The sequence below is a fragment of the Diaphorobacter aerolatus genome, from assembly GCF_014489535.1.
GTDB classification, from domain to species: domain Bacteria; phylum Pseudomonadota; class Gammaproteobacteria; order Burkholderiales; family Burkholderiaceae_C; genus Diaphorobacter_A; species Diaphorobacter_A aerolatus.
On the sequence record NZ_CP060783.1, the window covers coordinates 2,043,903 to 2,067,002 of the forward strand.

The window sequence follows — 23,100 nt, forward strand, 5'->3', positions numbered from 1 at the left end:
TGCCCAAGAACACGATGCGCTTCCTGCCCGTGAACAGCCGCGCGCTGCTGGTGGAGCTGGCCGACCTCGACGACACGCTGGCGCTGCTGGCGTCGCTGCAGAAGACGCCCGTGCACGGCGTGGAGGAACTGGTCCCTGCGGCGCAGACCATCCTCGTGCAGTTCCGCCCCTCGGCCACGACCGCGCCGCAGATCGTGCGCGAGATCGCATCGCGCCGACTCGATGCGCGCGCCGGGCGCAGCGACGTGCTGGTCGAAATTCCGGTGCACTACAACGGCGAGGATCTGACCGATGTCGCGCAGATGCTCGGCATCAGCGCGGACGAAGTCATCCGCCGCCACACGCAAGGCGAATACACCGTGGCCTTCACGGGCTTCGCGCCGGGCTTTGGTTATCTGGTCGGCGGCGATCCGATCTTCAACGTGCCGCGCCGCAGCTCGCCGCGCACGCGCGTGCCTGCGGGCTCGGTGGCGCTTGCCGGCCATTTCAGCGCGGTCTACCCGCAGGCCAGCCCCGGCGGCTGGCAATTGATCGGCGTGACCGAAACGCCGATGTGGGACCTGTCTCGCGAATTGCCCGCACTGCTGCAACCCGGCTATCGCGTGAAGTTCGTGGATGCGGCGACCCTGCCCCAGGCAGCGGCTACAGCCGCTGAAGCGCCAGCGCCTGAAACCAAGCAACAGGACCCCTCTCGCACGAGCGCCCTGCTCGTGCGCGCCACCGGCCTGCTCAGCGTGTTTCAGGACCGGGGCCGCCATGGACAGGCGGGGCAAGGCGTATCGGCTGCGGGTGCGGTCGATCAGGCCGCGCTCAAGACCGCCAATCGACTCGTCGGCAATGCAAGCGACGTAGCGGCGCTCGAGACCGTGGGCGGTGGCCTGCAACTCAAGAGCCGCGGCGACACGGTCGTCGCCGTCACGGGTGCCGACGCCGTGCTCAGCATCACGACCGCCGCAGGCCAGCGCTGGAACGCGGCACGCTACGCGCCGTTTGCGCTGGCCGATGGGGACACGCTCGCCATCGGCCAGCCCGTCGCCGGTGCGCGCTGCTACGTGGCCGTGCGCGGTGGCTTCGACGTGACGCCGGTGCTGGGAAGCTGCTCCACCGACACGCTCGCCCATGTGGGACCCGAGGCGCTCAAGGTGGGAGACGTGTTGTCCGTTCTGCCCGCGCCGCGCCATGCCATCGTGGGCGAGGCCGCACTCGCGCCCGACGATCTGCCCACGCTGCACGACGACGTCGTGCTCGACATCGAATTCGGCCCGCGCACCGACTGGTTCACGCCCGACGCCGTGGAGTTGCTGTGCACGCAGCGCTGGCAGGTCACGCCGCAATCCAACCGCGTGGGCCTGCGCATTCTGGGCGACGTGCCGCTGTCGCGCACCGTCACTGCGGAGCTGCCGAGCGAGGGCACGCCGCTGGGTGCGCTACAGGTCCCCGCCAACGGCCAGCCCGTGCTGTTTCTTGCCGACCATCCGCTGACCGGCGGCTATCCGGTGATTGCCTGCATCGCGCCACACCATCTCGACCGCGCGGGGCAGATTCCCGTGGGCGCGTGGCTGCGCTTCAACCCGATTCGCCAGTTCAGCGAGATCGCACCCGCTGAATCCGCCTCCCTTTCCGACGAAGAAGAAACGCCATGAAAAAAGTCCTGATTGCCAACCGTGGCGAGATCGCCGTGCGCGTCGCGCGCGCCTGCGCCGACTACGGCGTGAAATCCGTCGCCCTCTATGCCGACTCCGACATCGACGCGCAACACGTGCGCATGGCCGACGAGGCCTTTGGCCTTCAGGGCGAGCGTCCGGCAGACAGTTATCTCAACATCGCGAAGATCATCGACATCGCGAAGCGAAGCGGCGCCGATGCCGTGCATCCGGGCTACGGCTTTCTCTCCGAGAGCGAGTCCTTTGCGCAAGCCGTGCTCGACGCAGGCCTCGTCTGGATCGGCCCGAGGCCCGAGACCATCGCCCTGCTCGGCGACAAGGTGAGCGCGCGCAAGGTGGCGCTCGATGTGGGCGCGCCCCTGGTGGCGGGCACCCAGGATCCGGTGAAGGATGCGGGCGAGGTGCTGGCTTTCGCCGAGCAGCACGGCCTGCCGATCATCATCAAGGCGGCATTCGGCGGCGGCGGTCGCGGCATGAAGATTGCGTGGCGCATGGACGAGGTCGAAGAGCTGTTCGCGTCCGCCACGCGCGAGGCCATCACCGCCTTCGGTCGCGGCGAATGCTTCGTCGAGCAGTTCCTCGACAAGCCGCGCCACATCGAGGCTCAGGTCATCGCCGACACGCACGGCAACGTGGTGGTACTCGGCACGCGCGACTGCTCGCTGCAGCGCCGCAATCAAAAGCTGGTCGAGGAAGCGCCCGCGCCGTTCATCACCGATGAGCAGCGCGAGCGCATCCACCAGTCCGCGCGCGACATCTGCGCCAAGGCGGGCTACGTGAGCGCGGGCACGGTCGAGTACCTGCTGAGCCAGAGCGGCGCGATCTCGTTTCTCGAAGTCAACACGCGGCTCCAGGTCGAGCATCCGGTGACGGAGCAGACCACCGGTGTCGATCTCGTGGTCGAGCAACTGCGCGTGGCCGATGGCCTGCCGCTGTCGATCACCGCAACGCCAGAGTCCGAGGGCCATGCGATCGAATTCCGCATCAACGCCGAGGACGTGGGTCGCGGCTTCCTGCCCACACCCGGCCGGATCACGCGTTTCGACGCACCGGGCGGCCCGGGCGTTCGCGTCGATTCTGGCGTGCAGGCGGGATCGGTGGTCTCGGGCTCGTTCGATTCGATGATGGCCAAGCTCATCGTCACCGGTGCCACGCGCGAACAGGCGCTGGTGCGCGCGCGCCGCGCGCTGAAGGAATTCCACATCGAGGGCGTGGCGTCGGTCCTGCCGTTTCACCGCGCGGTGCTCGAACAGGCAGATTTCGATGGCGCTCAGGGTTTCAAGGTTCACACGCGCTGGATCGAGACCGAGTTCAACGAACCGCTCGCCGCCGCCGTGCGCGCCGAGCCGCTTGCCGACCTGTCGCTGACCCGCACGGCCATCGAGATCGATGGCAGGCGCGTGTCGCTCGGCCTGCCCGCTGCGCTGCTCGGCACGCTGTCGGCAGCGCCCGGCGCGGCGAACGCGGCATCCACCCATGCGGCTGCGGCCACCGATCCCGACGTCGTCGAATCGCCCATCGCGGGCAACCTGCATGCCTGGAAGGTGCAGGACGGGGACGCGGTCAAGGAGGGCGACGTGATTGCCGTGATGGAGGCGATGAAGATGGAAATGCAGGTCACCGCGCACAAGAGCGGAAAGATTGCATTGCTGGCCCAACCCGGCACCGCGCAGACGCTCGGCGCAGCGCTCGCACGCATCGCATGACGGCGTGAAGGCGGCGGCAGGAGACGGCCCCGCGCCTCGCATCCTCGCCTCACATTCTCTTTTTTCAACCACCACTATTTCAACGAGACATATGAACAAGACACCGATGAAGAGACGCTCCCTGCTGGCGATGGCCGCCGCGACCGCCGCCGTGCTGATGGCTCCCACGGCACACGCGCAGGCGAACTACCCCGACAAGCCGATCCGCCTGATCATTCCGTTTGCGGCGGGCGGCTCGGTCGACATGGTCGGCCGCATCATCAGCGAGATACTGACCAAGCAACTCAACGCCACCGTCATCGTCGAGAACGTTCCCGGCGCAGCGGGCGTGGTGGGCGCGCAAAAGGTGGTCAGTTCCAAGCCCGACGGCTATACGCTGATGGCCGGGTCGAGCAACGAAATGGCTGGCACGAAGTTCGTGAACGCCGCGCAGAAATACGACCCCGCCGTCGATCTGACGCCGATCGGCCTTGCGGCCATCGCTCCGAACATCTGGGTGGCGGGCGCGAACATGAAGGTCAAGAACGTCGAGGAATTCGTCGCGCTCGCCAAGGCCAATCCCGGCAAGTACAGCTACGGCAGCCCCGGCATCGGCTCCACGCCGCACTTTTCGGGCGAGCTGATCAAGAAGATCGCGGGCGTGGAAGTCGCGCACATTCCCTACAAGGGCTCGGCCGCAATGGTCAGCGATCTCGCGGGCGGGACGCTGGACTTCGGCGTGATCTCGCAATCGCTGGCCGCACCATTCATCAAGGATGGTCGCATGACCGCGCTGGGCGTCACCACGGCCCACCGCATCGCATCGATGAAGGACGTGCCCGCGCTTGGCGAAAGCCCTTCGCTCAAGGGCTATGCGCTCAACGGCTGGTTCGCATTCGCCGGACCCAAGGGCCTGCCGCCGGAGATCGTGAGCAAGCTCCAAGGCGCGCTCAAGGCCGGTCTGGCCGACCCCGCGATCCGCGAACGCCTGGACGCCGCCGGTGCACCCGCTGCCAAGGGCGATGAAGATCTCGCCAGGATCATCCGCACCGACATGGCCAAGTACGCCGACCTGGTGAAGTTCGCCAAGATCACGCCCGAATAAGCGCCCCCGTTGGCTAAGGCCTGTTGCGGCACGCGCCGCAGCAGGTTTTTTTTCATCTGCCGTTGCACGCCCGGCACTGGATGCAAACACAGCCGCCCCAAGCCCCACCGCAATGCCGGGGTTGCGCGCATTCGTTACCATTGCATCCCTCACGGGCGCGCGCGGGACACAGCGAATTACCGGTTCCACGAAGCCGCGCCGCGAGAACTCCGATCCATTTCGGCCCTTGCCCGTACGCCCGATACGTCGCAAGAGCCCTGCACCGGGAGAGGCCACCCGGAAAACCAAGCCATGACCCAGAACACTCCACCCTCTTTCTTCAGCCGCATCGCGATTGCGATCGGCAGTTTTTTTGCCATCCTCGGCAATGCGCGTCTGGCGGACGACGTCTCGCGTCTGCGCGGCGGCGAGGCGCTCGCGGCCGATGTGCCAGCCCCCGAACCCCGCGAAGTGCGCATCGAGGTTCCCGTGGAGAAGATCGTCGAGACGCGTGTGGAAGTGCCCGTGGAAAAAATCATCGAGCGCAGCGTGCAGATCCGCGTGCCGACCGACACCGCCGCACTGCAAGTGCTTGGCCTGATGCAGCGCGAGGCGCGCTTCGTGGATTTCATCCAGGAGGACGTCGCGAGCTATACCGATGCCGAAATCGGCGCCGCCGCGCGCGTGGTGCACGAGGGCTGCCGCAAGGTGCTCAAGGAGCATTTCAGGCTCGTGCCGGTGCGCGATGAAGCCGAGGGCGCGCGCATCACCGTGGCCCCCGGATTCGACACCACGGCCATTCGGCTGACCGGCAACGTGGTCGGCCAGGCACCGTTCACCGGCACGCTCACGCACCGTGGCTGGAAGGTCTCGCAGATGCAGTTGCCGCTGCTTACCGACGAGAAGGCCGCCGAGATCGTGGCCCAGGCAGAAGTGGAACTGTAGATTCATGGATTCATCTTCCAACTCCAACGCGCGCTTCTGCATCGGCATCGACCTCGGCACGACGCATTGCGCCCTGTCCTATGTGGACAGGCACGCCAGCGACGGCGAACGCATCGAGCAGCAGGTTCTGGACATTCCGCAACTCACGGCTCCAGCCAGCGTGGAAGGCCGATCGCTGCTGCCCTCGTTTCTCTACCTGCCGCACGAGAATGAACTGAGCGCCGCCGACATGGCACTGCCGGGTGCGGACGAGCAGCGCTTCATCGTCGGTGAATTCGCACGCACGCGCGGCGCAAACACGCCGATTCGCATGGTCAGCAGCGCCAAGAGCTGGCTGTGCCACCCGGGGGTGGATCGCCGCGCAGCGATTTTGCCGGCCGATGCGCCGCCGGAAGTCGAACGCGTATCGCCGCTCGAAGCCACCACACGCTATCTCCAGCATCTGCGCTGGGCATGGAACAACGCGCATCCCGACGCACCGTTCGACGAGCAGGACATTACCGTCACGATCCCCGCGTCGTTCGATCCGGCGGCGCGCGAGCTGACGGCCGAGGCCTGCCGCAAGGCCGGATTCAGAAATCTCACGCTGCTCGAAGAACCACAGGCCGCGCTCTATAGCTGGATCGAGCAAAGTGGCGGACAGTGGCGCAAGCAGGTCCGCAACGGCGACATCATTCTGGTGGTGGACGTGGGCGGCGGCACCACCGATCTGTCGCTGATCGCGGTGCTGGAGAGCGCCGGCAATCTGGAACTGCAACGCGTGGCCGTGGGCGAACACATTTTGCTGGGCGGCGACAACATGGATCTGGCGCTGGCCTACGGTCTGGCGCGCAAGCTCGCAGCCGAGGGCAAACAGCTCGACGCATGGCAGACGCGTGCGCTCGCGCATGGTTGCCGCGCGGCCAAGGAACAACTGCTCGCCGACGCCAGCCTGCAAAGCGTTCCCGTGGTGGTGCCGAGTCGCGGCAGCAAGCTGATCGGCGGCAGCATCCGCACCGAACTCACGCGCACCGAAGTGCTGCAGACGCTGGTGGAGGGCTTCTTCCCGCAGGTGGCCGCAGGCGACAGGCCGCAGACGCGCGCGCGTGCGGGCCTCACGCAGTTGGGACTGCCGTATGCGCAGGATGCAGCGGTCACGCGCCATCTCGCGGCCTTTCTTTCGCGCCAGGCCGGAGCGACGCAGCAGATCGAGGGCTTGCAGGGCACGCAACCCGCAGGTGCGGCGTTCCTGCATCCGAGCGCGATCCTGTTCAACGGCGGCGTGCTCAAATCCGCACAGATCGAACAGCGCATCGTCGATGTCATCAACGGCTGGCTGGCCGCCGACAACGCCCCTGCGCTGCGCGTGCTCGACGGCGCCAACCTCGATCTCGCGGTGGCGCGCGGCGCGGCGTATTACGGCCATGTGCGCACGGGGCGCGGCGTGCGCATTCGCGGCGGCACGGCGCAGTCCTACTACGTCGGAGTGGAGTCGAACATGCCGGCGATCCCGGGCATGGAGCCACCGATTTCGGCGCTGTGCCTGGCGCCGTTCGGCATGGAAGAAGGCAGTGAGGTGCGGCTCGATGCGCAGGAGTTCGGCCTGGTGGTGGGCGAGCCCGTGCGCCTGCGTTTCTTCGGATCGTCGGTGCGCCGCAGCGACGCCGTGGGCGCGATGCTGGACTTCTGGGGACCCGACGAACTGGTCGAACTGCAGGAGATCGAAGCCACGCTGCCCGCCGAAGGTCGCAACCCGGGCGAGGTCGTTCCGGTCACCCTGCTCGCACGCGTGACCGACATCGGCACGCTGGAACTCAACGCCATGCCCGTGGGGGCAACGAGCGCTGGAAAGTGGAGTTCGACGTGCGCGCCGAAACCGCCGCCGAGGCCCAACCATGAACGCGCCACAAACCATGCAAAAAACCCTGCTCGACAGCCTCGTCTATCTGGACAAGGACTTCGCGGCGGATCGCTACGAGGTCTGGTCCGGCGAGAGCGCACACACCCGCATCACCCGGCTTCAGGGCCGCAAAGCCGGGGCCAGCGTGCTGCCGTTTTCCGCCGAGGTCAGCGCGCAGGAAACGCGCGCCTATCCGGTCTCGACGCTGCACATGCTCGCGGCGCTGTGGCCGGAGCTGGCCGAGCAGCCTGCGGTCAACGTGAGCGAATATGCCGAGCGCTCGGCGTCCGAATTCGGCTGGGTGCAGGGCACGCTCTCGACCTTTCAGGTACGCAGCAAGACGCAGCGCGATGGGCAGGACGTCGTGACCGCGCAGTCGAGCCACTTTCAACTGCGCGGGCTCGAACATGGCCGCTACATCGATCTGATCACCACGCCCGACTATTTCGCATCGGGCTTCAACGCGCTGCTGCCGCTACAGATGACGCTGCTGGCCAAGTTCGCCTTGCCGGTGTGCATGTACATGCGACTGCTGCCCGCTCGCGATCACGCGGAAAATTGGATTGCCGTGCCGCTCGTGATCGTCGAATCACGACCTGCGCTCCTGCGCGACATCGCGGCGCTGTTCTGATGACCGCCCAGGCCGCAGCCCGCTTTGTCGTCGGCATCGATCTGGGGACCAGCAACACCGTCGCGGCCTTCGTTTCGCTTGAAAGCCCGTCGGCAGAAATCGCCTTGCTGCCGATTCCACAGCTCAGCGCCGCCGACGAGATCGGCGCGCAGCCGCTGCTGCCCTCGGTGCGCTATCACGGCGCGGTGGGCGAGATCGGCGAGGCCACCTGGCAAAGGCCCTGGCCTGCACTCGGATCGGACGCGGCCCAGCCGGCCATCATCGGTCGCTGGGCGCGCGATCTGGGCACGGCCGTGCCATCGCGTCTCGTGGCCAGCGCCAAGAGCTGGCTGTCGCACAACGGGGTTGATCGGCACGCAGCGATCCTGCCATGGGGCGCGCCCGACGAGGTGCACAAGATATCGCCGGTGGCCGCCTCGGCAAGCTATCTCGCGCATGTGAAGGCCGCGTGGGACGTCGCGCATGCGCCACAAGCGCCGCTTGAGCGGCAGATCGTCGTGCTGACCGTGCCGGCCTCGTTCGACGAGGGCGCGCGCGCGTTGACGCTGGAGGCGGCGCGGCTTGCCGGTCTGCCGCAGGTGCATCTGCTCGAAGAGCCCAAGGCCGCATTTCATGACTGGCTGGTATTGCAAGGCACGCGGCTCGCGCAGCAGCTCAGCGACAGCCGCCTCGTGCTGGTGGTGGACGTGGGCGGCGGAACGACCGATCTCACGCTGATCCGCGTCGAGCAGGCGGTTGCACCCGACGTGTTGCCCACGCTCTCGCGCATTGCCGTGGGCGAGCATCTGATGCTTGGCGGCGACAACATGGATCTCGCGCTCGCGCACCGCCTCGAGCCACAGTTTCTCAACGCGGGCGAGCAACGCCTGTCCGCCGCGCGCTTCGCTCAATTGGTGCAGCGCTGTCGCATCGCCAAGATCGGGTTGCTGGCGCAGGACGCGCCGGATTCGCTATCGGTCACGCTGCTCGGCGGCGGCTCGCGCCTGATGGCACAGACCCGCTCGGTGGTGCTCACGCGCTCGGACGTCCAGTCGTGGATCGTCGAAGGCTTTCTGCCGCTCGCGACGCTCGGCGACACGCCCACAAAACGCCAGGGAGCGCTGCGCGGCTTTGGCCTGCCCTATCCAGCGGACGCCGCGATCTCACGGCATCTCGCGCAGTTTCTGTCGCAACACGCCGCCGGGGAATTGCCCGACACGGTGTTGCTCAACGGCGGCGTCTTCCACGCCCATGCTCTGGCCGAGCGGCTTACGCAGCAGCTCGGCCAATGGCGCGAGCAGCCGGTTCGCGTGCTGCACAACCCGCATCCGGACTGGTCCGTGGCACGCGGTGCGGCGGCCTATGGCCTGACACTTGCCGAAGCAGAACAGGCGGTGCGTGCTCTCCGCCAGCCGCCCCACATCGCTGGTGCGCTGCCCCGCATCGGTGGCGGCGCGGCGCGCAGCTACTGGCTCGCGCTGCGCGGCAAACCGGGCGCGAAGCCACAACTGATGTGCCTGCTGCCACGCGGCACGCAGGAGGGCACGCGCATCACGCTCACGGGCAGACGCTTCGCGCTGCGGCTGGGCCAGGCCGTGCGCTTCGAGCTGCTCGCGAACAGCCATGGCGACCAGCCATTTCAGGCCGGCCAACTCATCGCACAGCAAGGTGAAGGCTGGGTGCAACTGCCACCGCTCGCGACGGTGCTGCAATCGTCCGATGCCTCGTCCACGCGCAGCTCCATCGAGGTGCAACTCCAGGCCGTGATGACCGAGGTCGGCACGCTCGAAGTGCGCTGCCTCGCCGTGGACGATCCCGATCAGCAGCAGTGGCTGCTGCCGTTTGATCTGCGTGCCGGGACACAGGGCGATGCCGATGCTGGCGACGGGGATCGCGAGCACGCCCGCGAGACGGCGGCCATCGGACAGATCGAGCGCATCTTCGGCAATCAGGCGCAGGAGGTCACGGCCAGGGAGGTGCGGCAATTGCGCCAGTCACTGGAAAGGATTCTGGGTCCGCGCGAGGGCTGGGAAATCCGCCTGCTGCGCACGCTGTTTGACGCGCTGCTTGAGCGCAGCAAGCGCAGGCGCCGCACGGCCGAGCATGAACGCGTGTGGCTCAATCTCGCGGGCTGGTGCCTGCGCCCGGGCGTTGGCGCCGATCTCGATGAGTGGCGCATTGCGCAGATTTGGCAATTGCACGATCACGGTCTGGCGCACGCGCGCGAGCCAGCCAACTGGACCGAATGGTGGGTTTTCTGGCGCCGCGTCGCGGCGGGTCTGAACGAGGCGCAGCAGATGCAGGTGCTCGAAGAGGTCGCAGGCCAGATGCAAAAGGCCGTGCAACAGACCACGCAGCGCGGCGGCGGTAAGTCCACGCATGGCAGTTATGAAGACATGCTGCGTCTCTTTGCGGCGATGGAAGCCGTGCCCTGGCAGCACCGTCAGGAGATGGGGCAGTGGATGCTTGAGCGGCTCAAGCGCCCCGAGGAAACGCCACAGACCTGGTGGGCCATCGGCCGCATCGCCGCACGCCAGCCGCTGGCGGCCAATGCCCACCTCACCATGCCGCCCGGTCCCGCCACGGAATTTCTCAACGCCACGCTTGCGCAGGATTGGCGCAAGAACGAAACCGCGATGTTCGCGGCCGTGCAGATCACCCGCATGACCGGCGACCGCGCGCGCGACATCAACGACGCGCAGCGCGCCGAGGTACTCGCAAAGCTCAAAACCTCAGGCGCGCCCGCTCGCTGGATCGCGTTAGTGCAGAGCGTGCAGGAAATGGACGCCGACGACCGCAAGCGCAGCTTTGGCGACAGCCTGCCGCCGGGGCTGCGCCTGCTCGGCTGAATCAGCGGCAGTCAGCCAAGCCTTACGGATTGAGCCACTGCTTAAGCTTGGCCTTGTACGGCGTGTCGAAGCGGCCATACCAGTCCTTGCCATTCAGGTTCGAACAGTTGGCCAGGCCGCCGTACAACGTGCCGGTCACATAACGTGTGGAGCCGATGGTGTAGAGCAGGGACGATCCGCTGCTGCCTCCCTCGGTCGTGCCCTGCGTCCAGTTCACGGAATAGAAACCAGCCGAGGAATCGGTGGCATCGGCGCATATTCCATTCGCGCAATTCCCAAACCCCTTGATCGTGCCGATGCTGAGCTTCTGCATGTCACCGTTGGGGTGGTGGACTCCCGCAATGCCCGCGCCGCCGGGAACCGCGTTGCCAAAATAGCTGCCCGCGTACACCACTCCTGCTGGGGCTTCTCATTGAGCTGCAGGAAGGAGGTGTCCGTGCTGGCGGTGGCATAGAGCAGTGTCGCGCCCTTGGTCAGTTGCCGAACGCCCGACGATGACGTACCCGAATTGCACGCCGTCGAGGTGTAAAACCAGGCCGTAACCAGCGTGGACGCTGCGGCCTGCGTGGAAATGCAGTGATTGGCGGTCAGGAAATACGGCGTTCCACTGGACTTCGCATCGTTGATCAGCGTGCCTGTGCAGTAGTACCCTTTCCGGTCGCTCACGTATTCCATGCTCGCAACGGCCCGGCCCTGGTTCAGATAGTCCGGCTGGCACATCACGTCGATATTGCAACTGCCCGACGATGCTTTTTCGGCGACGGCCTGCTGCAATTGATCGGCGCTGTAGACATTGTGCGAAAGATGCGGCACCGCGATCTGCACCTGCGAGGCGTCGGCATTGGCTCCGATCTCGACCTCCAGAATCGTAGCGGAACTACCGAAAGAGGGACTCCAGTAGGTGCGTGCTTCGGTTTCGTCGGAGCCGCTGCGCAGCAGCTGATCCGCCTGCGCCTGCAGTTCCGCCGCACTCATTTGCACGGCATCGCCTCCGGGCGTGCCGTAGAAGCGGAGCACGGCATCGCGGGGCAGCTTCTGCACCAGCACGCCGAGCCGCACGCCCTGCGCGCTCGGTGATTCGAATTCAATGGCTGCCACGCGAGAACCGTCGGACAAGGACTTCCATTTCAGCAACGCCGAAGTGGCGGGCACCGAGGCCGTGGCGGCCACGTCGCGCCCCACACCGATCTGCATCGGCGTGCCGGGCGGCGCATCCACCGCCGCAGCGAGCGTGCTCCGCTTGAGCGCCGCCGCCGGTGACGCGAGCGAGACCCTGGCAATTCCCGCCTCCGATGCCAGACCGCGCACGGTGTTTTCGGGCTGGGCTGAAACTGCGGCGCTCTTGGCAACCACCGTGTCGTAAGGCTCGATCCGTTCGGCCAGATTCGGCTGAGACGGCGTTGTCGTACCCCCGCCCGTGCCGGGCGTCGTGCCGCCGCTGCCACCGTCGTTGCCATTGCTGTTACTGCTGCTGCCGCTTCCGCCGCCGCAGCCTGCAACGACCAGCGCCACACTGCCAACTAACCACCATGCCTTGGACTGTTTGCTCATTACCTGCTCCTCTTGATTCGCTCGAAATTCAAGCAAATCATAGGACAGAAAATCGCGAACCCATGCGGCGCATCAGTATCAAATGTTCAACGAAGTCTTCGCTCCGAGTGTTCGCTCGTGCTTCTTTTTGCCTGTCTATCTATTTGGCCAACGCCTTGAGCGCCATCTTGATGCCGTCGCTCACACCAATGGCGGCGGGCAATGCCTTGAGCGCGAGCGCGGCTTCCTTGTCGTTGTAGCCCAGCGCCAGCAGCGCCTGGAGAATGTCGGCCTGCGCATCGTTCACGGCGTGAGCCTTGACGCCGCCGATGTCGGCACCGAGCTTGCCCTTGAGTTCCAGCAGCAGCCGCTCGGCGGTCTTCTTGCCGATACCGGGCACCTTCACGAGTCGCCCCGCCTCCTGCAGCGACACCGCCTGCGCGAGATCCGCGACGCCCATGCCCGAGAGAATCGACAGCGCGGTGCGCGGGCCGACCCCCGAGATCTTGATCAGCTCGCGAAACGTCTGGCGCTCCTGCGTCGATCCAAAGCCGTAGAGCAACTGCGCATCCTCGCGCACGATGAACTGGGTGAGCAGCGCCACGCGCTCGCCCACTGCGGGCAGGTTGTAGAAGGTGCTCATGGGCACCTGCACCTCGTAGCCCACGCCGTTGCAGTCCAAGAGAACCTCGGGAGGATTTTTCTCCAGCAGCGTGCCGGTCAATTTGCCGATCATGAATTGAGTTCCTTCGCCGCCCAAACGCAGCATGACAGTCGAAATTATCGACGCGATCGAGGCGCGTGCGGACGCCACACAAACGCGCAGAGTGGTCGCGCGTAGGCGCGTGATTCATCAATCATCGATCACAACTCCATAGAACCCACTAACGATGAAATAATTCTTCGATCTGGAGCCAATATTTGGGAGTTTCGATGCTTGTTGATGGTATTCGTGTGATCGCCCCTGGCCGCTATCCGGAGGACGAATGGAGCGAGGCAGAGGTATTGGGTGGATTCATCTGGTTATGGAATCAACACGCCTACTATCGACAGGGCTCGGTGGAGTCTGCGGTTGAGGTACTGATGCCCATCATCAACTCTCGCAATTTCTGCTTTTTTGTCAGAAATCAGCAGCCCCTGGGCTATGTGAACTGGGCATATTTGAGTGAGCAGGACGAGCAGGCGTATGCGCACAAGGCAAAGCCCTACACCTATTTCACCGACCGCCAGTACGACGCCGGTACTCCGGTGCGGTTGTGGATGCTGTCGTGGTTCTTCCCTGTGGGAGGCAGTCAGATCGCAAAACGCCTTTTGAGACGCCATGTGCTCAAGAACGAGCGGGTTCATTTTCTGTACCACAAGTCGGCCCCCGGAACGGTGACGACCAAGTTCTTCACAGGATTGAGTGGAGACGCTTGAGAGACACCTGCGCGGCCTAAGGGCCTGAAGCGTGGGGATCACGAAAAAAGCCACGCTGGTGTTCGACGCCAGCGTGGCTTTGAGTTTGCGCGCGATGCGGTTACTTCCCGGTTCGTCGTTCGCTTCGCTGGCGCCGGAACGCGGCCAGGCCGATCAGCGCAGCCAGGCCACCCAGAGCCAATGGTGAGTCGACCGGAACCGCCGCGACCGTGCCCGGATCCTTCTTGTTCAGCTTGTTGGTGATCGTCGCCGTGGCGGTCTGGCCTTCGGCAATCGTGCCAGGCTGAACGTAGGTAGGCGTTGCCCATTCCATGCCCGTGGGCGCTGTCGGCAGGGTTTCGGTAACGGTGCACGCGCTGCCCGCCTGGACGGTGATCGGCGCAGCGACGCCTTGGTTGGCGCTCACCGCGAGGCTGCCGTTCGTGTTGAATACAGGATTGGTGCACGACACGCTGAAATCGATGCTACCGCTGTATGCGGGCGCGTCCGCATCCACCTGCACCGTCTTCGTCACTTGAAGCTGGCCGGTCTTGATTCCATCCTTGAGCAAGGTGTTGACGATGGCCAGCGACTGCGCGCCACCGGACGGCATGGGCGCACCTGCCGGAGGAAGCGTGGCCGCGCCCCAGTGGTAGCCCCCGGGCGACGCGGGCAGCGCGCCCTCGGTCACGGAGCAAATGCTGCCCGAAGCCACGGTGATGGGAGCGGCACTTCCCAGATTGCCGGTGACCGTGATCGTGCCAGCCTGGCTGAAGCTGGGCGTGGTGCAGTTGAGCGTGAATGGAATGTTGCCGCTGAAGGCCGGCGCATCGGCTGGTGCATCCACACGCTTGGTCACCGTCACGGTGCCAGTGGCGGCCTGCGATTGCAGGTACCAGTCGTTGCCGACCTTCGCCAGCTTGTATGCATAGCTACCCTGGGTGACCGTCCCGCCGTCGAGCGTGAAGACCGCGTTGGAGTTGCCCGTCACCTGCACCACCAGAATGCCCTTGCCGTCGCCGGTCGTCGTGGTGTCGGCGCCGGGACATGCCGGATCGGCGAATGGCGTCACCTTGAGCACGGTAGTGCCGCTCGTATCGCCGTTCACCACCAGCCTGTCGGAGGCCGCGCCGCTGCCCGCCAGGCAGGTGTCGACGGCGAGCGCCGCACCGTTGCTGCCGCTGTAGCTCGGACGCATGGTCAGCACGTCGTCAGGGGCACCATCCACCAGATTGGTGGTGGACGCGTCCGAGGTCACGGGGCCGTTCATCACGAACGCCGCCGCGCCTGGCTTGAAGGCGTTGAGCGTGGAGGCCGCTTTCATGTCGACGCTGGTGTAGCTGGCGGTTTTGTCGCCGTTGCTCTTCTCGACCAGATTCCACGTCGAGGCGTTGTTCAGATCGATGTCCAGCGTTGATGTGGCATAGGCCTTGTTGGTCAGCCCTGTCGCGATGCTCTTGTTGTCCAGAGTGAACTGCACCGAACTTGCCGTCGTCGCCGCGCGGTACTTGATGATGTCGATCAGATAGCCGTTGCTCGCAGCGGTGAGGTTGGAGGCGCGGTCGAAAAGGATCTGCACACCCTGTTGCCCACTATCCACCAGCACGAGCGGTGCCGTGGTCGACTGGGTCTTGACCGTGGCCTTTGCAAACAGCGCCTGAATATTGGTTGAATCCGTATTGCTGCCCCAGTCGTCGATGCCTATCGCCAGCGCCGACCGGCTAGCGTTGATCTCCGCAGAACTGTTGGCACCATTTGCCAGCAATTGCGAGCCGCTGACCGCCATCTTGATCGCCGGGCTCATATAGGGCTGGCTCCCACCAAGAGTCGCACCCATGTCGATCGTCAGCGCGCCGCTGGACACCACCAGTCCCTTGCCGCTACCGATGGCCCGGGTCTTGCCGATTTTGATGGCGCTGCTGTCAGCGACCGCGCCGCTCTGCACCAGCGTGATATTGCTGTCATTGAGCACGGCCTGCGAAACCGCCTCGCCACTCGCACCTGAAGCGGATCCCGACACATAGATGCCTTCGATGCGGGATCCGGTCATCGTCATATTGAGCGTGCCCTTGACCTCGATCTTGCCCGAACTGCCGTTGCCCGCGTCCTGATTTGCACCCTGAATGGCTCGCAGGCCCGAGTTCAGAATCGGAAGGACCTTCCCCCGGACGAGTTCTGGTTCAGCGTCAGGTTGTCCAGGGTGACCGTCGTGAACGTTCCATTGAGAGCGGTGTTACCCGTGCCGCCTTCGCCCGAGATCACGGCCGATCCGGCGAGAATCCCATAGATGGCTGCGCCCCCGTACTATTGCCGCCGCCGTAGGTCATGACCGCCTTGATGTTGGCGTCGGCCGTGGTGATGTTCACGCCGCTGTGGCTGCCGATAGACGTCGTGTTGTCCGTAGTGGATGTGTCGAACGTGAGATTTCCCGTCTGGATGGAGGCCGCTGGCCCGAGCGCATACTGATTGCCGATGCCGCCATAGCCGCCGTTGACATAGGCTTTCACGTTGGCGTTGCCGACCGTCAGTGGCCCTCGCAGATTGGAGCGCGTGAGCACGTAAAAGCCGGCCGTGGGGCTTTGCACCAGTTGCCCACTGGTCGCCGGGATGACCGTGCAGCCAGCCGACGGCTGCGGGCCGTCGCCCGCCATATACGAGCCATCCGCCGCTTGCGGGCAATTCTGTGCAGAGGCGCCGAACACGGCACCCACCAGCACGGCGCCCACCACCGTTTGCTTACCGGCGCGTCGGGTGATTTCCGAGCACGCCACCCAGGCCCCAGCGCCGCGTTCCACTTGCTGGTATAGGTCTTGTTCATGCGTTATCCTTGATAGGTCATCTGCCGGGAGATCCTCTGCGCGGCTTGACCGACAGGCGGTCAGTGCGGGTCGCACGCGCGGTTCACTCAACTCCCCGCATATGTAAATTGATCCACGATGGATGATCGTTTAATTCTATGCGAGCTAATTACGTCTCGCTATCGCATTTGACTCATTGACAGTATGTGAACATGATTTAGCTCAAATGGATTGACCGATGGCATCAGGCCCGTCTGTGTTTTTCAGTTCAAGGATGACCGGAGCAACGTCGGTGCTCTCGAAGCACTCGAATCAAAACTGCCTATCATGTGACCCATTGCCGCAATTGGCGGTGCCCTTCAGAGAATTGCCGCGTGATCCTGCGACACACATTCACTCCTCTCAACAACACCCGGTTGGGCCACCTTTGCGGCCCGGCGGACGTGCATCTGCGGACCATTGAAAATGCGCTCGCCGTCAAGATCGCGCATCGGCACGAACAGTTCAAGGTCGACGGTCCCAAGGCCAAGGTCACGCAGGCGATGGAACTGCTGCAGGCTCTCTACGAGATGGCCGAGCGACCGATCAAGGAAGAAAAGCTGCAGCTCATGCTCGCCGGCGACAGCAAGATGCTTGAGCACGACGCCGAAGGCGCGATCACGTTGAACACGCGCCGCGCCGACCTGCGCGCGCGCACACCGACACAGACCACCTATCTCGAAAACATCGCATCACACGACATCACTTTCGGCATCGGCCCGGCGGGCACCGGCAAGACCTATCTTGCGGTCGCATGCGCGGTCGATGCGCTCGAGCGCAGCAACGTGCAGCGGATTGTGCTCACGCGTCCGGCGGTCGAAGCGGGTGAGCGTCTGGGCTTTCTGCCCGGCGATCTCACGCAGAAGGTCGACCCCTACCTGCGCCCGTTGTATGACGCGCTCTACGACCTGATGGGCTTTGACAAGGTGCAGAAGGCCTTCGAGCGCAACCAGCTCGAGATCGCGCCGCTGGCCTTCATGCGCGGGCGCACGTTGAACAATGCGTTCGTGATACTCGACGAAGCACAGAACACCACGCCCGAACAGATGAAGATGTTCCTCACGCGCATCGGCTTTGGCGCCAAGGCCGTCGTGACCGGCGACGTGAGCCAGATCGACCTGCCCAAGGGTTCGCTCAGCGGTCTGATCGATGCCGAGCGCGTGCTCAAGCGGGTCAAGGGCATTGCGATCTCGCGTTTTACGACCGCCGACGTGGTGCGTCATCCGCTGGTCGCGCGCATCGTCGATGCATACGATGCCCAGAGCAAGACCCGAAGCCCTCGGGCTTGAAAAGCAGGTCACGCCGGTCATGCCGCCTCTGAACCAACTCTCGCTGTCGCTGCAGTTCGCGAAATTCGACGGCGCCGCCGAGCACCGCGCCGTGCTCTCGCGCAGCAAGGTCACGCGCTGGATTCGCCATGCGCTGGCCGTCGATGCCGAAATCACGGTGCGCATCGTCGGTGCCGAAGAAGGTCGGCAGCTCAACCGTGAATTCCGCAAGAAGGACTATGCGACCAACGTGCTGACCTTCGACTATCAGCAGGAGCCCGAGGTGATGGCCGATCTCGTGCTGTGCGCGCCCGTGGTCGAGCGCGAGGCCCGCGAGCAGAACAAGTCGCTACAGGAGCACTATGCGCATCTGCTGGTGCATGGCACGCTGCACGCGCAAGGCTGGGACCATGAGACCAGCACCGAGGACGCCGAGGAAATGGAAGCCTACGAAACCGCGATCATGCAGGAGCTTGGCTTCGAAGATCCGTATTCACGCTAGCACCGGCATGGAAATGATTTCTCTCACTCATTGGGGACTGCTTCTGGCGGCCGCCTTTGTTGCCGGTGCGCTGAATTCGGTTGCCGGAGGCGGCAGTTTCCTAACCTTGCCCGCGCTGGTTTTTACCGGCGTTCCACCCGTGATCGCCAATGCCACGGGCACCGTCGCATTGCTGCCGGGGTACGTCGCGGGCGCATGGGGATTTCGCGAGGACATGGCACCACCGCCCGGTCTCACGATGCGCACGGTGGTCATCACCGCGCTGGTCGGCGGCATGCTCGGAGCCGCGCTGCTGCTGGTCACGCCCGACGCGGTGTTCCGCAAGGTCGTGCCATGGCTGCTGCTCGCGGCCACCGCGATGTTCGCCTTCGGCCCGCAAATCCGCGCCTGGGCCGCGAAGGAGTCGCACCCGGATCAACCGGCATCGCCCGTCAAGGGAATGCTCGGCATGCTCGCGGTGGCCATCTATGGCGGTTATTTCAACGGCGGCCTGGGCATTCTGTTGCTGGCCCTGTTCGGGCTGCTCGGGCAGACACAGCTCAATGCCATGAACGGCATGAAGAATCTGGTCTCGGCGCTGCTGACGGCAATTGCCGTGGCAATCTATGCGATTGGCGGCGTGGTGCAGTGGAAGCAGGCACTGGTGATGATGCTGGCCGCCACGCTCGGCGGGTATATCGGGGCGCGGGTGGCGCGGAAGTTGCCAGCGGCGGGGGTGCGGTGGGGATTGTGGCTACGGGTTTGGTGATGGCAGGGGTGTTCTTTTGGAGGGGCTGATCGCTCCCTCATCCTCCTCTACCCCTTGATTTGATGGTCTTCTATTGGCCGGTGCTGGCGATTCTGTTGTGGGAGCCGGGACTGCCCCGGCGGGGCAATCACTTTTTGCTGGCGCGCAAAAAGTATTCAAAAAAGCGCTTTGAAGGCACGCGGTGGAATGCGGGGAAGTGGGTTCTGCACTTCGCGTTGCTCGTGCCTTGACTTGGCACGGACTGCGCCTGTTTCATTTTTTCTTGTCGTCGGTCGTCGCTTGTACGCACTCCTTGACCGTGTCGATCAATGCGGTCAGCAGCACGCGGTCATCGTTTTTGCGCCAGGCCATGATCGCGGGGGTGAGCATTTTCACGCCTCTGAGGGGCAGGAAACGCACGCCGTTGATGCCCGCCCTGGCCATGCAGGCGGGCACGAGTGCGACGCCGCAGCCGGTCGATACCAGGGCCACCACGGTGAGCCACTGGCGTGCGGCGTGGCTGGTGCGGGGGTGGATTCCGGCCTGGTGCATGCAGGCGATCACGTTGTCGTAGTTCGCCGGTGACACGTCGCGAGCGAACATCACGAAGTCTTCGCGGGCGATCTGGGTGAGGTCGATGTCCTTGTTTTCCGCGAGCGGGTGGTTCTGCGGCAGGCATGCGACCAGCACTTCGGATTCGAGGGTCACCAGCGCCAGGTCTTCGGGTGGAAAGCCGATGTTGAGAAAGCCCACGTCGATGTCGCCCGAGGCGAGCGCGCGCAGTTGTTCGCCGGTGGACATCTCGTGCATGCACAGCTCGACATGGGGCCTGCGCGCCTCGAAGGCCTTGCAGTATTGCGGCACGTTGCGATAGACCATCGATCCCGTGATCCCCACGTCGAGCCGTCCCTCCGTGCCCTGCGCGACGCTGCGCACCACGTCGGCGGCGCGCTGAAGTTGAGCGACGACCTTGCGCGCCTCGAGCAGAAACGCCTCGCCCGCAGGCGTCAGGCTCACGTGCTTGGCGTCGCGTTTGACGAGCAGCACACCGAGGTCTTGCTCCAGCGTCTTGAGTGCGGTGGAGAGCGGGGGTTGCGTGATGCACAGGCGCTGCGCCGCGCGACCGAAATGGCGTTCTTCGGCGAGCACGATGAAATAGCGGAGCAGATGGGTTTTCATGAACGCGATATCTTGCATCCATCCGCCGGTCTTGCGTGCGTCGAGCCAACTGGCGTTTTCCCGGACGTTCAACTGGACTCCCTCTTTCTCTCTCTCGCTGCCGGATATTTCTTCAATACGACTTGGGAAGGCCCAGCACCTTCTCCGCAATGAAGTTCATGATCAGTTGCGGGCTGACGGGCGCAAGGCGCGGAATCCAGGATTCGCGCATGTAGCGCTCGACGTGGTATTCCTTGGCGTAACCCATGCCGCCGTGGGTGAAAATCGCCGTCTCGCAGGCCTTCGCGCAGGCCTCGGCACCAAGGTATTTGGCGGCATTGGCCTCGGCGCCGCACGGCAGATGACGGTCGTACAGGAAGGCCGCTTTCTGCACCATGAGATGCGCCGATTCGAGCTGCATCCACGATTGCGCGAGCGGATGCTGAATGCCCTGATTCTGGCCAATGGGCCGGTCGAAAACCACGCGCTCATTGGCATAGCGCGTCGCCTTGGCGAGCGCCGCGCGGCCCAGGCCCACGGCTTCGGCGGCGATCAGGATGCGCTCGGGATTGAGGCCGTGCAGGATGTACGAGAAGCCCTTGTTTTCCTCGCCGATGCGGTCCTCGACCGGAATGCGCAGGCCATCGATGAACACCTGATTGGAGTCCACGCATTTGCGCCCGAGCTTGTCGATCTCGCGAATCTCCATGGTGCTGCGATCCACGTCGGTATAGAACAGGCTCAGCCCCTCGGTCCCCTTGCACTCCTCGACCGGCTTGGTGCGCGCGAGCAGCAGAATCTTGTTGGCGACCTGCGCCGTGGAAATCCACACCTTCTGTCCATGCACGACGTAGTGATCGCCCTTGCGTTCGGCGCGCGTCTTGAGCTTCAGCGTGTTGAGTCCGGCGTTCGGCTCCGTCACGCCGAAGCAGGCCTTGTCGCGCCCGGCGATCAGCGGCGGCAGCCAGCGCCGCTTCTGCTCATCGGTGCCGAACACCACCACCGGATGCAGGCCAAAGATGTTCATGTGTACCGCCGACGCTCCCGACAGACCGGCTCCGGTCGCGGCGATGGTGTGCATCATCAATGCCGCCTCGCTGATGCCAAGACCCGCGCCACCGAACTCTTCGGGCATGGCGATGCCCAGCCAGCCCGCGTCGGCGAGCGCTTGGTGGAAATCGTCGGGAAAGCCGCCTTCGCGGTCCTTTCGCAGCCAGTAGTCGTCGTCAAACGGGGCGCAGACGCGCTCGATGGCGTCGCGGATCTGTTCCTGTTGCTCGTTCAGGAGGAAGTCCATGGCTGTCTCTCTTTGCTGCGGTTGCTGTCTCGGTCGATCGGTTTCTTCGTCACTCGGGTCGCCGAACGCGTGCCGGGTTTTCGCCGTAGGGCGGGCTGTAGATGACCAGTAGCCGAACCGGCGTGTCGCTGGTCACGCGAAAAATGTGCATGCTGTCTTCGGGGAAGAAACAGGTGTCGCCGGGCTGCATGGTGAAGGTCTCGCCCTCCACCTGCACCTCGGCCGTGCCCTCCAGCAGATAGCAGGCCTGCTCCATGCCGGGATGCGCATGCGGCAGCGCGCCGCCGCCCTTCTCGAGCGTGCCGAGCAGCAGCTCCATGTGTCTCGCGCCGACGTTGGCGGCGCTGACCAGACGGCGGTTGACCGTGCCGTGATGGTTGGCGGGGCTGTAGCCTTCGACGTCCTGTTCGCGGATCAGATATTTGCTGGTGCTTGTCATGAGGCTTCCTTGGCGTCTGGTTGTGGCTGCTGGGCCTGCATGCAGGCCTTGCTGCCGAGCATGGCATCGAGCATCGCGTCATCGATGCCAATCGAGCGCAGCACGGATTCCGTGTGTTCGCCCAATTGCGGCGCGTGCGCCACGCTGCTTGAAGGCGGCGTGGCGCTCCATTGCGTGGGATTGCCGGTGGTGCGCAGTGGCCCTTCCGTGGGATGCTGCACCGCGCGCACAAAGCCCGTGGCCTGCAGATGCGGATCGCTGAGCAGGTCTTCGGGCGAGGACATCGGCATATTGGGGATGTCGGCCGCGTCCAGCAGCACGCGCCATTCGGCGCTGGTGCGCTCGCGCATCAACCGGGCGACCTCGGCGTAGACGGCGTCGATGTTCGCCGCACGTTGCGTGTGCGTGGCGAACATCGCGTCCTGCATGCGCTCGCTCTGGCCGATGGCGGCAAAGAAGTTGTGCCAGTGCTTGTCGTTGTAGATCAGCACGCAGAGATGGCCATCGCGGGTGCGATACGGCTTGCGGTGCGCCGTGAGCAGGCGGCTATAGCCCGGCCCGCCGAGCTGCGGCTCGAAGCTCAACCCCGCCATGTGGTCGCCGAGGATGAATTGCGTCATCGCCTCGAACATCGGCACGACGACGGATTGCCCACGGCCCGACTTCTCGCGCGCATAGAGCGCCGCCGTGACCGCATACACCGCATGCAGGCCGGTCACGCGGTCGGCCAGCGTCATAGGCATGTAGGCAGGCTCGCCGCCGCTGTACTGCTGAGACAGCCATGGCACGCCGGTCGCGCCCTGGATCAGGTCGTCGTACGCGGGCTTGGCCGCGTAGGGCCCGTGCTGGTCGAAACCACAGCAACTGACGAGGATGAGCCGCGGATTGCGCGCCGCAAGCAGTTCGTAGCTCAGGCCGAGACGCTCCATGGCCTGAGGCCGCACATTGCTGATGAGCACGTCGGTGTCGTCGACCAGCGCCAGCAGCGCCTCGCGCGCAGACTCCTGCTTGAGATCGAGCACGATGGAGCGCTTGCCCTGGTTGGCCTGCAGAAAGATATGGCCCATGCCGGGATTGCGCATCGGCCCCACATGACGCATATTGTCGCCCTGCGGGGACTCGACCTTGATCACATCCGCGCCGAGCGCGGCCATGATCTGCGTGGCGAACGGCCCGAGGATCACCGAGGTCATGTCGAGAATCTTCACCCCGGCGAGCGGCCCCTGCG

Annotated in this window: 18 protein-coding genes and 2 pseudogenes; 11 read left to right on the plus strand and 9 right to left on the minus strand. The window is 64.8% G+C overall.

Annotated elements, in window-relative coordinates; genetic code table 11:
- The first annotated feature begins 14 nt into the window (after nucleotides 1-14).
- From H9K75_RS09420 to H9K75_RS09450, 7 genes and pseudogenes are all read left to right on the plus strand, one after another.
- Nucleotides 15-1,643, plus strand: a complete 1,629-nt coding sequence (locus H9K75_RS09420) for a 5-oxoprolinase subunit B/C family protein (RefSeq protein WP_187725980.1) — start codon at nucleotides 15-17, stop codon at nucleotides 1,641-1,643.
- Nucleotides 1,640-3,370: an acetyl/propionyl/methylcrotonyl-CoA carboxylase subunit alpha gene (locus H9K75_RS09425; RefSeq protein WP_187725577.1), complete on the plus strand. Its 1,731-nt coding sequence runs from the start codon at nucleotides 1,640-1,642 to the stop codon at nucleotides 3,368-3,370. The genes H9K75_RS09420 and H9K75_RS09425 overlap by 4 nt, the downstream gene beginning before the upstream one ends.
- A gap of 91 nt (nucleotides 3,371-3,461) precedes the next feature.
- Nucleotides 3,462-4,454: a Bug family tripartite tricarboxylate transporter substrate binding protein gene (locus H9K75_RS09430; protein ID WP_187725578.1), complete on the plus strand. Its 993-nt coding sequence runs from the start codon at nucleotides 3,462-3,464 to the stop codon at nucleotides 4,452-4,454.
- A 291-nt stretch (nucleotides 4,455-4,745) separates the two neighbouring features.
- On the plus strand, nucleotides 4,746-5,378 hold the full coding sequence (locus H9K75_RS09435) for a DUF2760 domain-containing protein (protein WP_187725579.1): 633 nt from the start codon (nucleotides 4,746-4,748) through the stop codon (nucleotides 5,376-5,378).
- Between the two features lie 4 nt (nucleotides 5,379-5,382).
- Nucleotides 5,383-7,256, plus strand: a pseudogene (locus tag H9K75_RS09440) (Hsp70 family protein).
- Entirely contained in the window at nucleotides 7,253-7,888 is a 636-nt protein-coding gene (locus H9K75_RS09445; protein WP_187725580.1) for a hypothetical protein, read from the plus strand. The pseudogene H9K75_RS09440 and the gene H9K75_RS09445 overlap by 4 nt, the downstream one beginning before the upstream one ends.
- Nucleotides 7,888-10,716 carry an Hsp70 family protein gene (locus H9K75_RS09450; RefSeq protein ID WP_187725581.1) on the plus strand — a complete coding sequence of 943 codons (2,829 nt, stop codon included), beginning with the start codon at nucleotides 7,888-7,890 and terminating at the stop codon, nucleotides 10,714-10,716. Before H9K75_RS09445 ends, H9K75_RS09450 begins: the two co-directional genes overlap by 1 nt.
- Nucleotides 10,717-10,738: 22 nt before the next feature.
- On the opposite strand, the gene H9K75_RS23795 is transcribed toward H9K75_RS09450, so the two are convergent.
- From H9K75_RS23795 to ruvA, 3 genes are all read right to left on the minus strand, one after another.
- Nucleotides 10,739-10,933 carry a trypsin-like serine peptidase gene (locus H9K75_RS23795; RefSeq protein WP_226858627.1) on the minus strand — a complete coding sequence of 65 codons (195 nt, stop codon included), beginning with the start codon at nucleotides 10,931-10,933 and terminating at the stop codon, nucleotides 10,739-10,741.
- The gene (locus H9K75_RS09455; protein ID WP_226858628.1) at nucleotides 10,930-12,267 is read right to left on the minus strand and encodes a trypsin-like serine peptidase; all 1,338 of its coding nucleotides are present in this window, start codon (nucleotides 12,265-12,267) and stop codon (nucleotides 10,930-10,932) included. Before H9K75_RS09455 ends, H9K75_RS23795 begins: the two co-directional genes overlap by 4 nt.
- Nucleotides 12,268-12,406: 139 nt before the next feature.
- Nucleotides 12,407-12,982, minus strand: coding sequence for a Holliday junction branch migration protein RuvA (gene ruvA, locus H9K75_RS09460; RefSeq protein ID WP_187725582.1), 576 nt, complete (start codon nucleotides 12,980-12,982; stop codon nucleotides 12,407-12,409).
- Nucleotides 12,983-13,179: 197 nt separating this feature from the next.
- On the opposite strand from ruvA, the gene H9K75_RS09465 reads away from it, so the two are divergent.
- Nucleotides 13,180-13,665, plus strand: a complete 486-nt coding sequence (locus H9K75_RS09465; protein WP_187725583.1) for a toxin-activating lysine-acyltransferase — start codon at nucleotides 13,180-13,182, stop codon at nucleotides 13,663-13,665.
- Nucleotides 13,666-13,765: 100 nt separating this feature from the next.
- Here the strand turns inward: H9K75_RS09465 and H9K75_RS09470 are convergent, their stop codons facing one another.
- Both H9K75_RS09470 and H9K75_RS09475 read right to left on the minus strand, forming a co-directional pair.
- A complete protein-coding gene (locus H9K75_RS09470; RefSeq protein WP_187725584.1) occupies nucleotides 13,766-15,694 on the minus strand; it encodes a DUF5979 domain-containing protein in 1,929 nt (642 codons plus the stop codon).
- Nucleotides 15,695-15,902: 208 nt separating this feature from the next.
- Nucleotides 15,903-16,439 (minus strand): hypothetical protein, encoded by a 537-nt coding sequence (locus tag H9K75_RS09475; protein WP_187725585.1) that lies wholly within the window; start codon nucleotides 16,437-16,439, stop codon nucleotides 15,903-15,905.
- 377 nt (nucleotides 16,440-16,816) lie between these two features.
- Here H9K75_RS09475 and H9K75_RS09480 point away from each other — a divergent pair, with 377 nt between their 5' ends.
- The 3 genes and pseudogenes from H9K75_RS09480 (at nucleotide 16,817) to H9K75_RS09490 (ending at nucleotide 19,028) form a co-directional block, all read left to right on the plus strand.
- Nucleotides 16,817-17,770, plus strand: coding sequence for a PhoH family protein (locus H9K75_RS09480; RefSeq protein ID WP_187725586.1), 954 nt, complete (start codon nucleotides 16,817-16,819; stop codon nucleotides 17,768-17,770).
- A 19-nt stretch (nucleotides 17,771-17,789) separates the two neighbouring features.
- Nucleotides 17,790-18,251 (plus strand): rRNA maturation RNase YbeY, encoded by a 462-nt coding sequence (ybeY, locus tag H9K75_RS09485; RefSeq protein WP_187725981.1) that lies wholly within the window; start codon nucleotides 17,790-17,792, stop codon nucleotides 18,249-18,251.
- A 13-nt stretch (nucleotides 18,252-18,264) separates the two neighbouring features.
- Nucleotides 18,265-19,028: pseudogene (locus H9K75_RS09490) on the plus strand (sulfite exporter TauE/SafE family protein).
- A gap of 223 nt (nucleotides 19,029-19,251) precedes the next feature.
- Here H9K75_RS09490 and H9K75_RS09495 read toward each other — a convergent pair.
- The 4 genes from H9K75_RS09495 to H9K75_RS09510 form a co-directional block, all read right to left on the minus strand.
- Complete coding sequence (locus H9K75_RS09495; protein ID WP_187725982.1) at nucleotides 19,252-20,157, minus strand: LysR family transcriptional regulator; 906 nt, start codon at nucleotides 20,155-20,157, stop codon at nucleotides 19,252-19,254.
- A gap of 112 nt (nucleotides 20,158-20,269) precedes the next feature.
- A complete protein-coding gene (locus H9K75_RS09500) occupies nucleotides 20,270-21,433 on the minus strand; it encodes an acyl-CoA dehydrogenase family protein (protein WP_187725587.1) in 1,164 nt (387 codons plus the stop codon).
- Between the two features lie 49 nt (nucleotides 21,434-21,482).
- Nucleotides 21,483-21,872 carry a cupin domain-containing protein gene (locus H9K75_RS09505; protein ID WP_187725588.1) on the minus strand — a complete coding sequence of 130 codons (390 nt, stop codon included), beginning with the start codon at nucleotides 21,870-21,872 and terminating at the stop codon, nucleotides 21,483-21,485.
- Entirely contained in the window at nucleotides 21,869-23,065 is a 1,197-nt protein-coding gene (locus tag H9K75_RS09510; protein WP_264294032.1) for a CaiB/BaiF CoA transferase family protein, read from the minus strand. Before H9K75_RS09510 ends, H9K75_RS09505 begins: the two co-directional genes overlap by 4 nt.
- Nucleotides 23,066-23,100 lie beyond the last annotated feature (35 nt).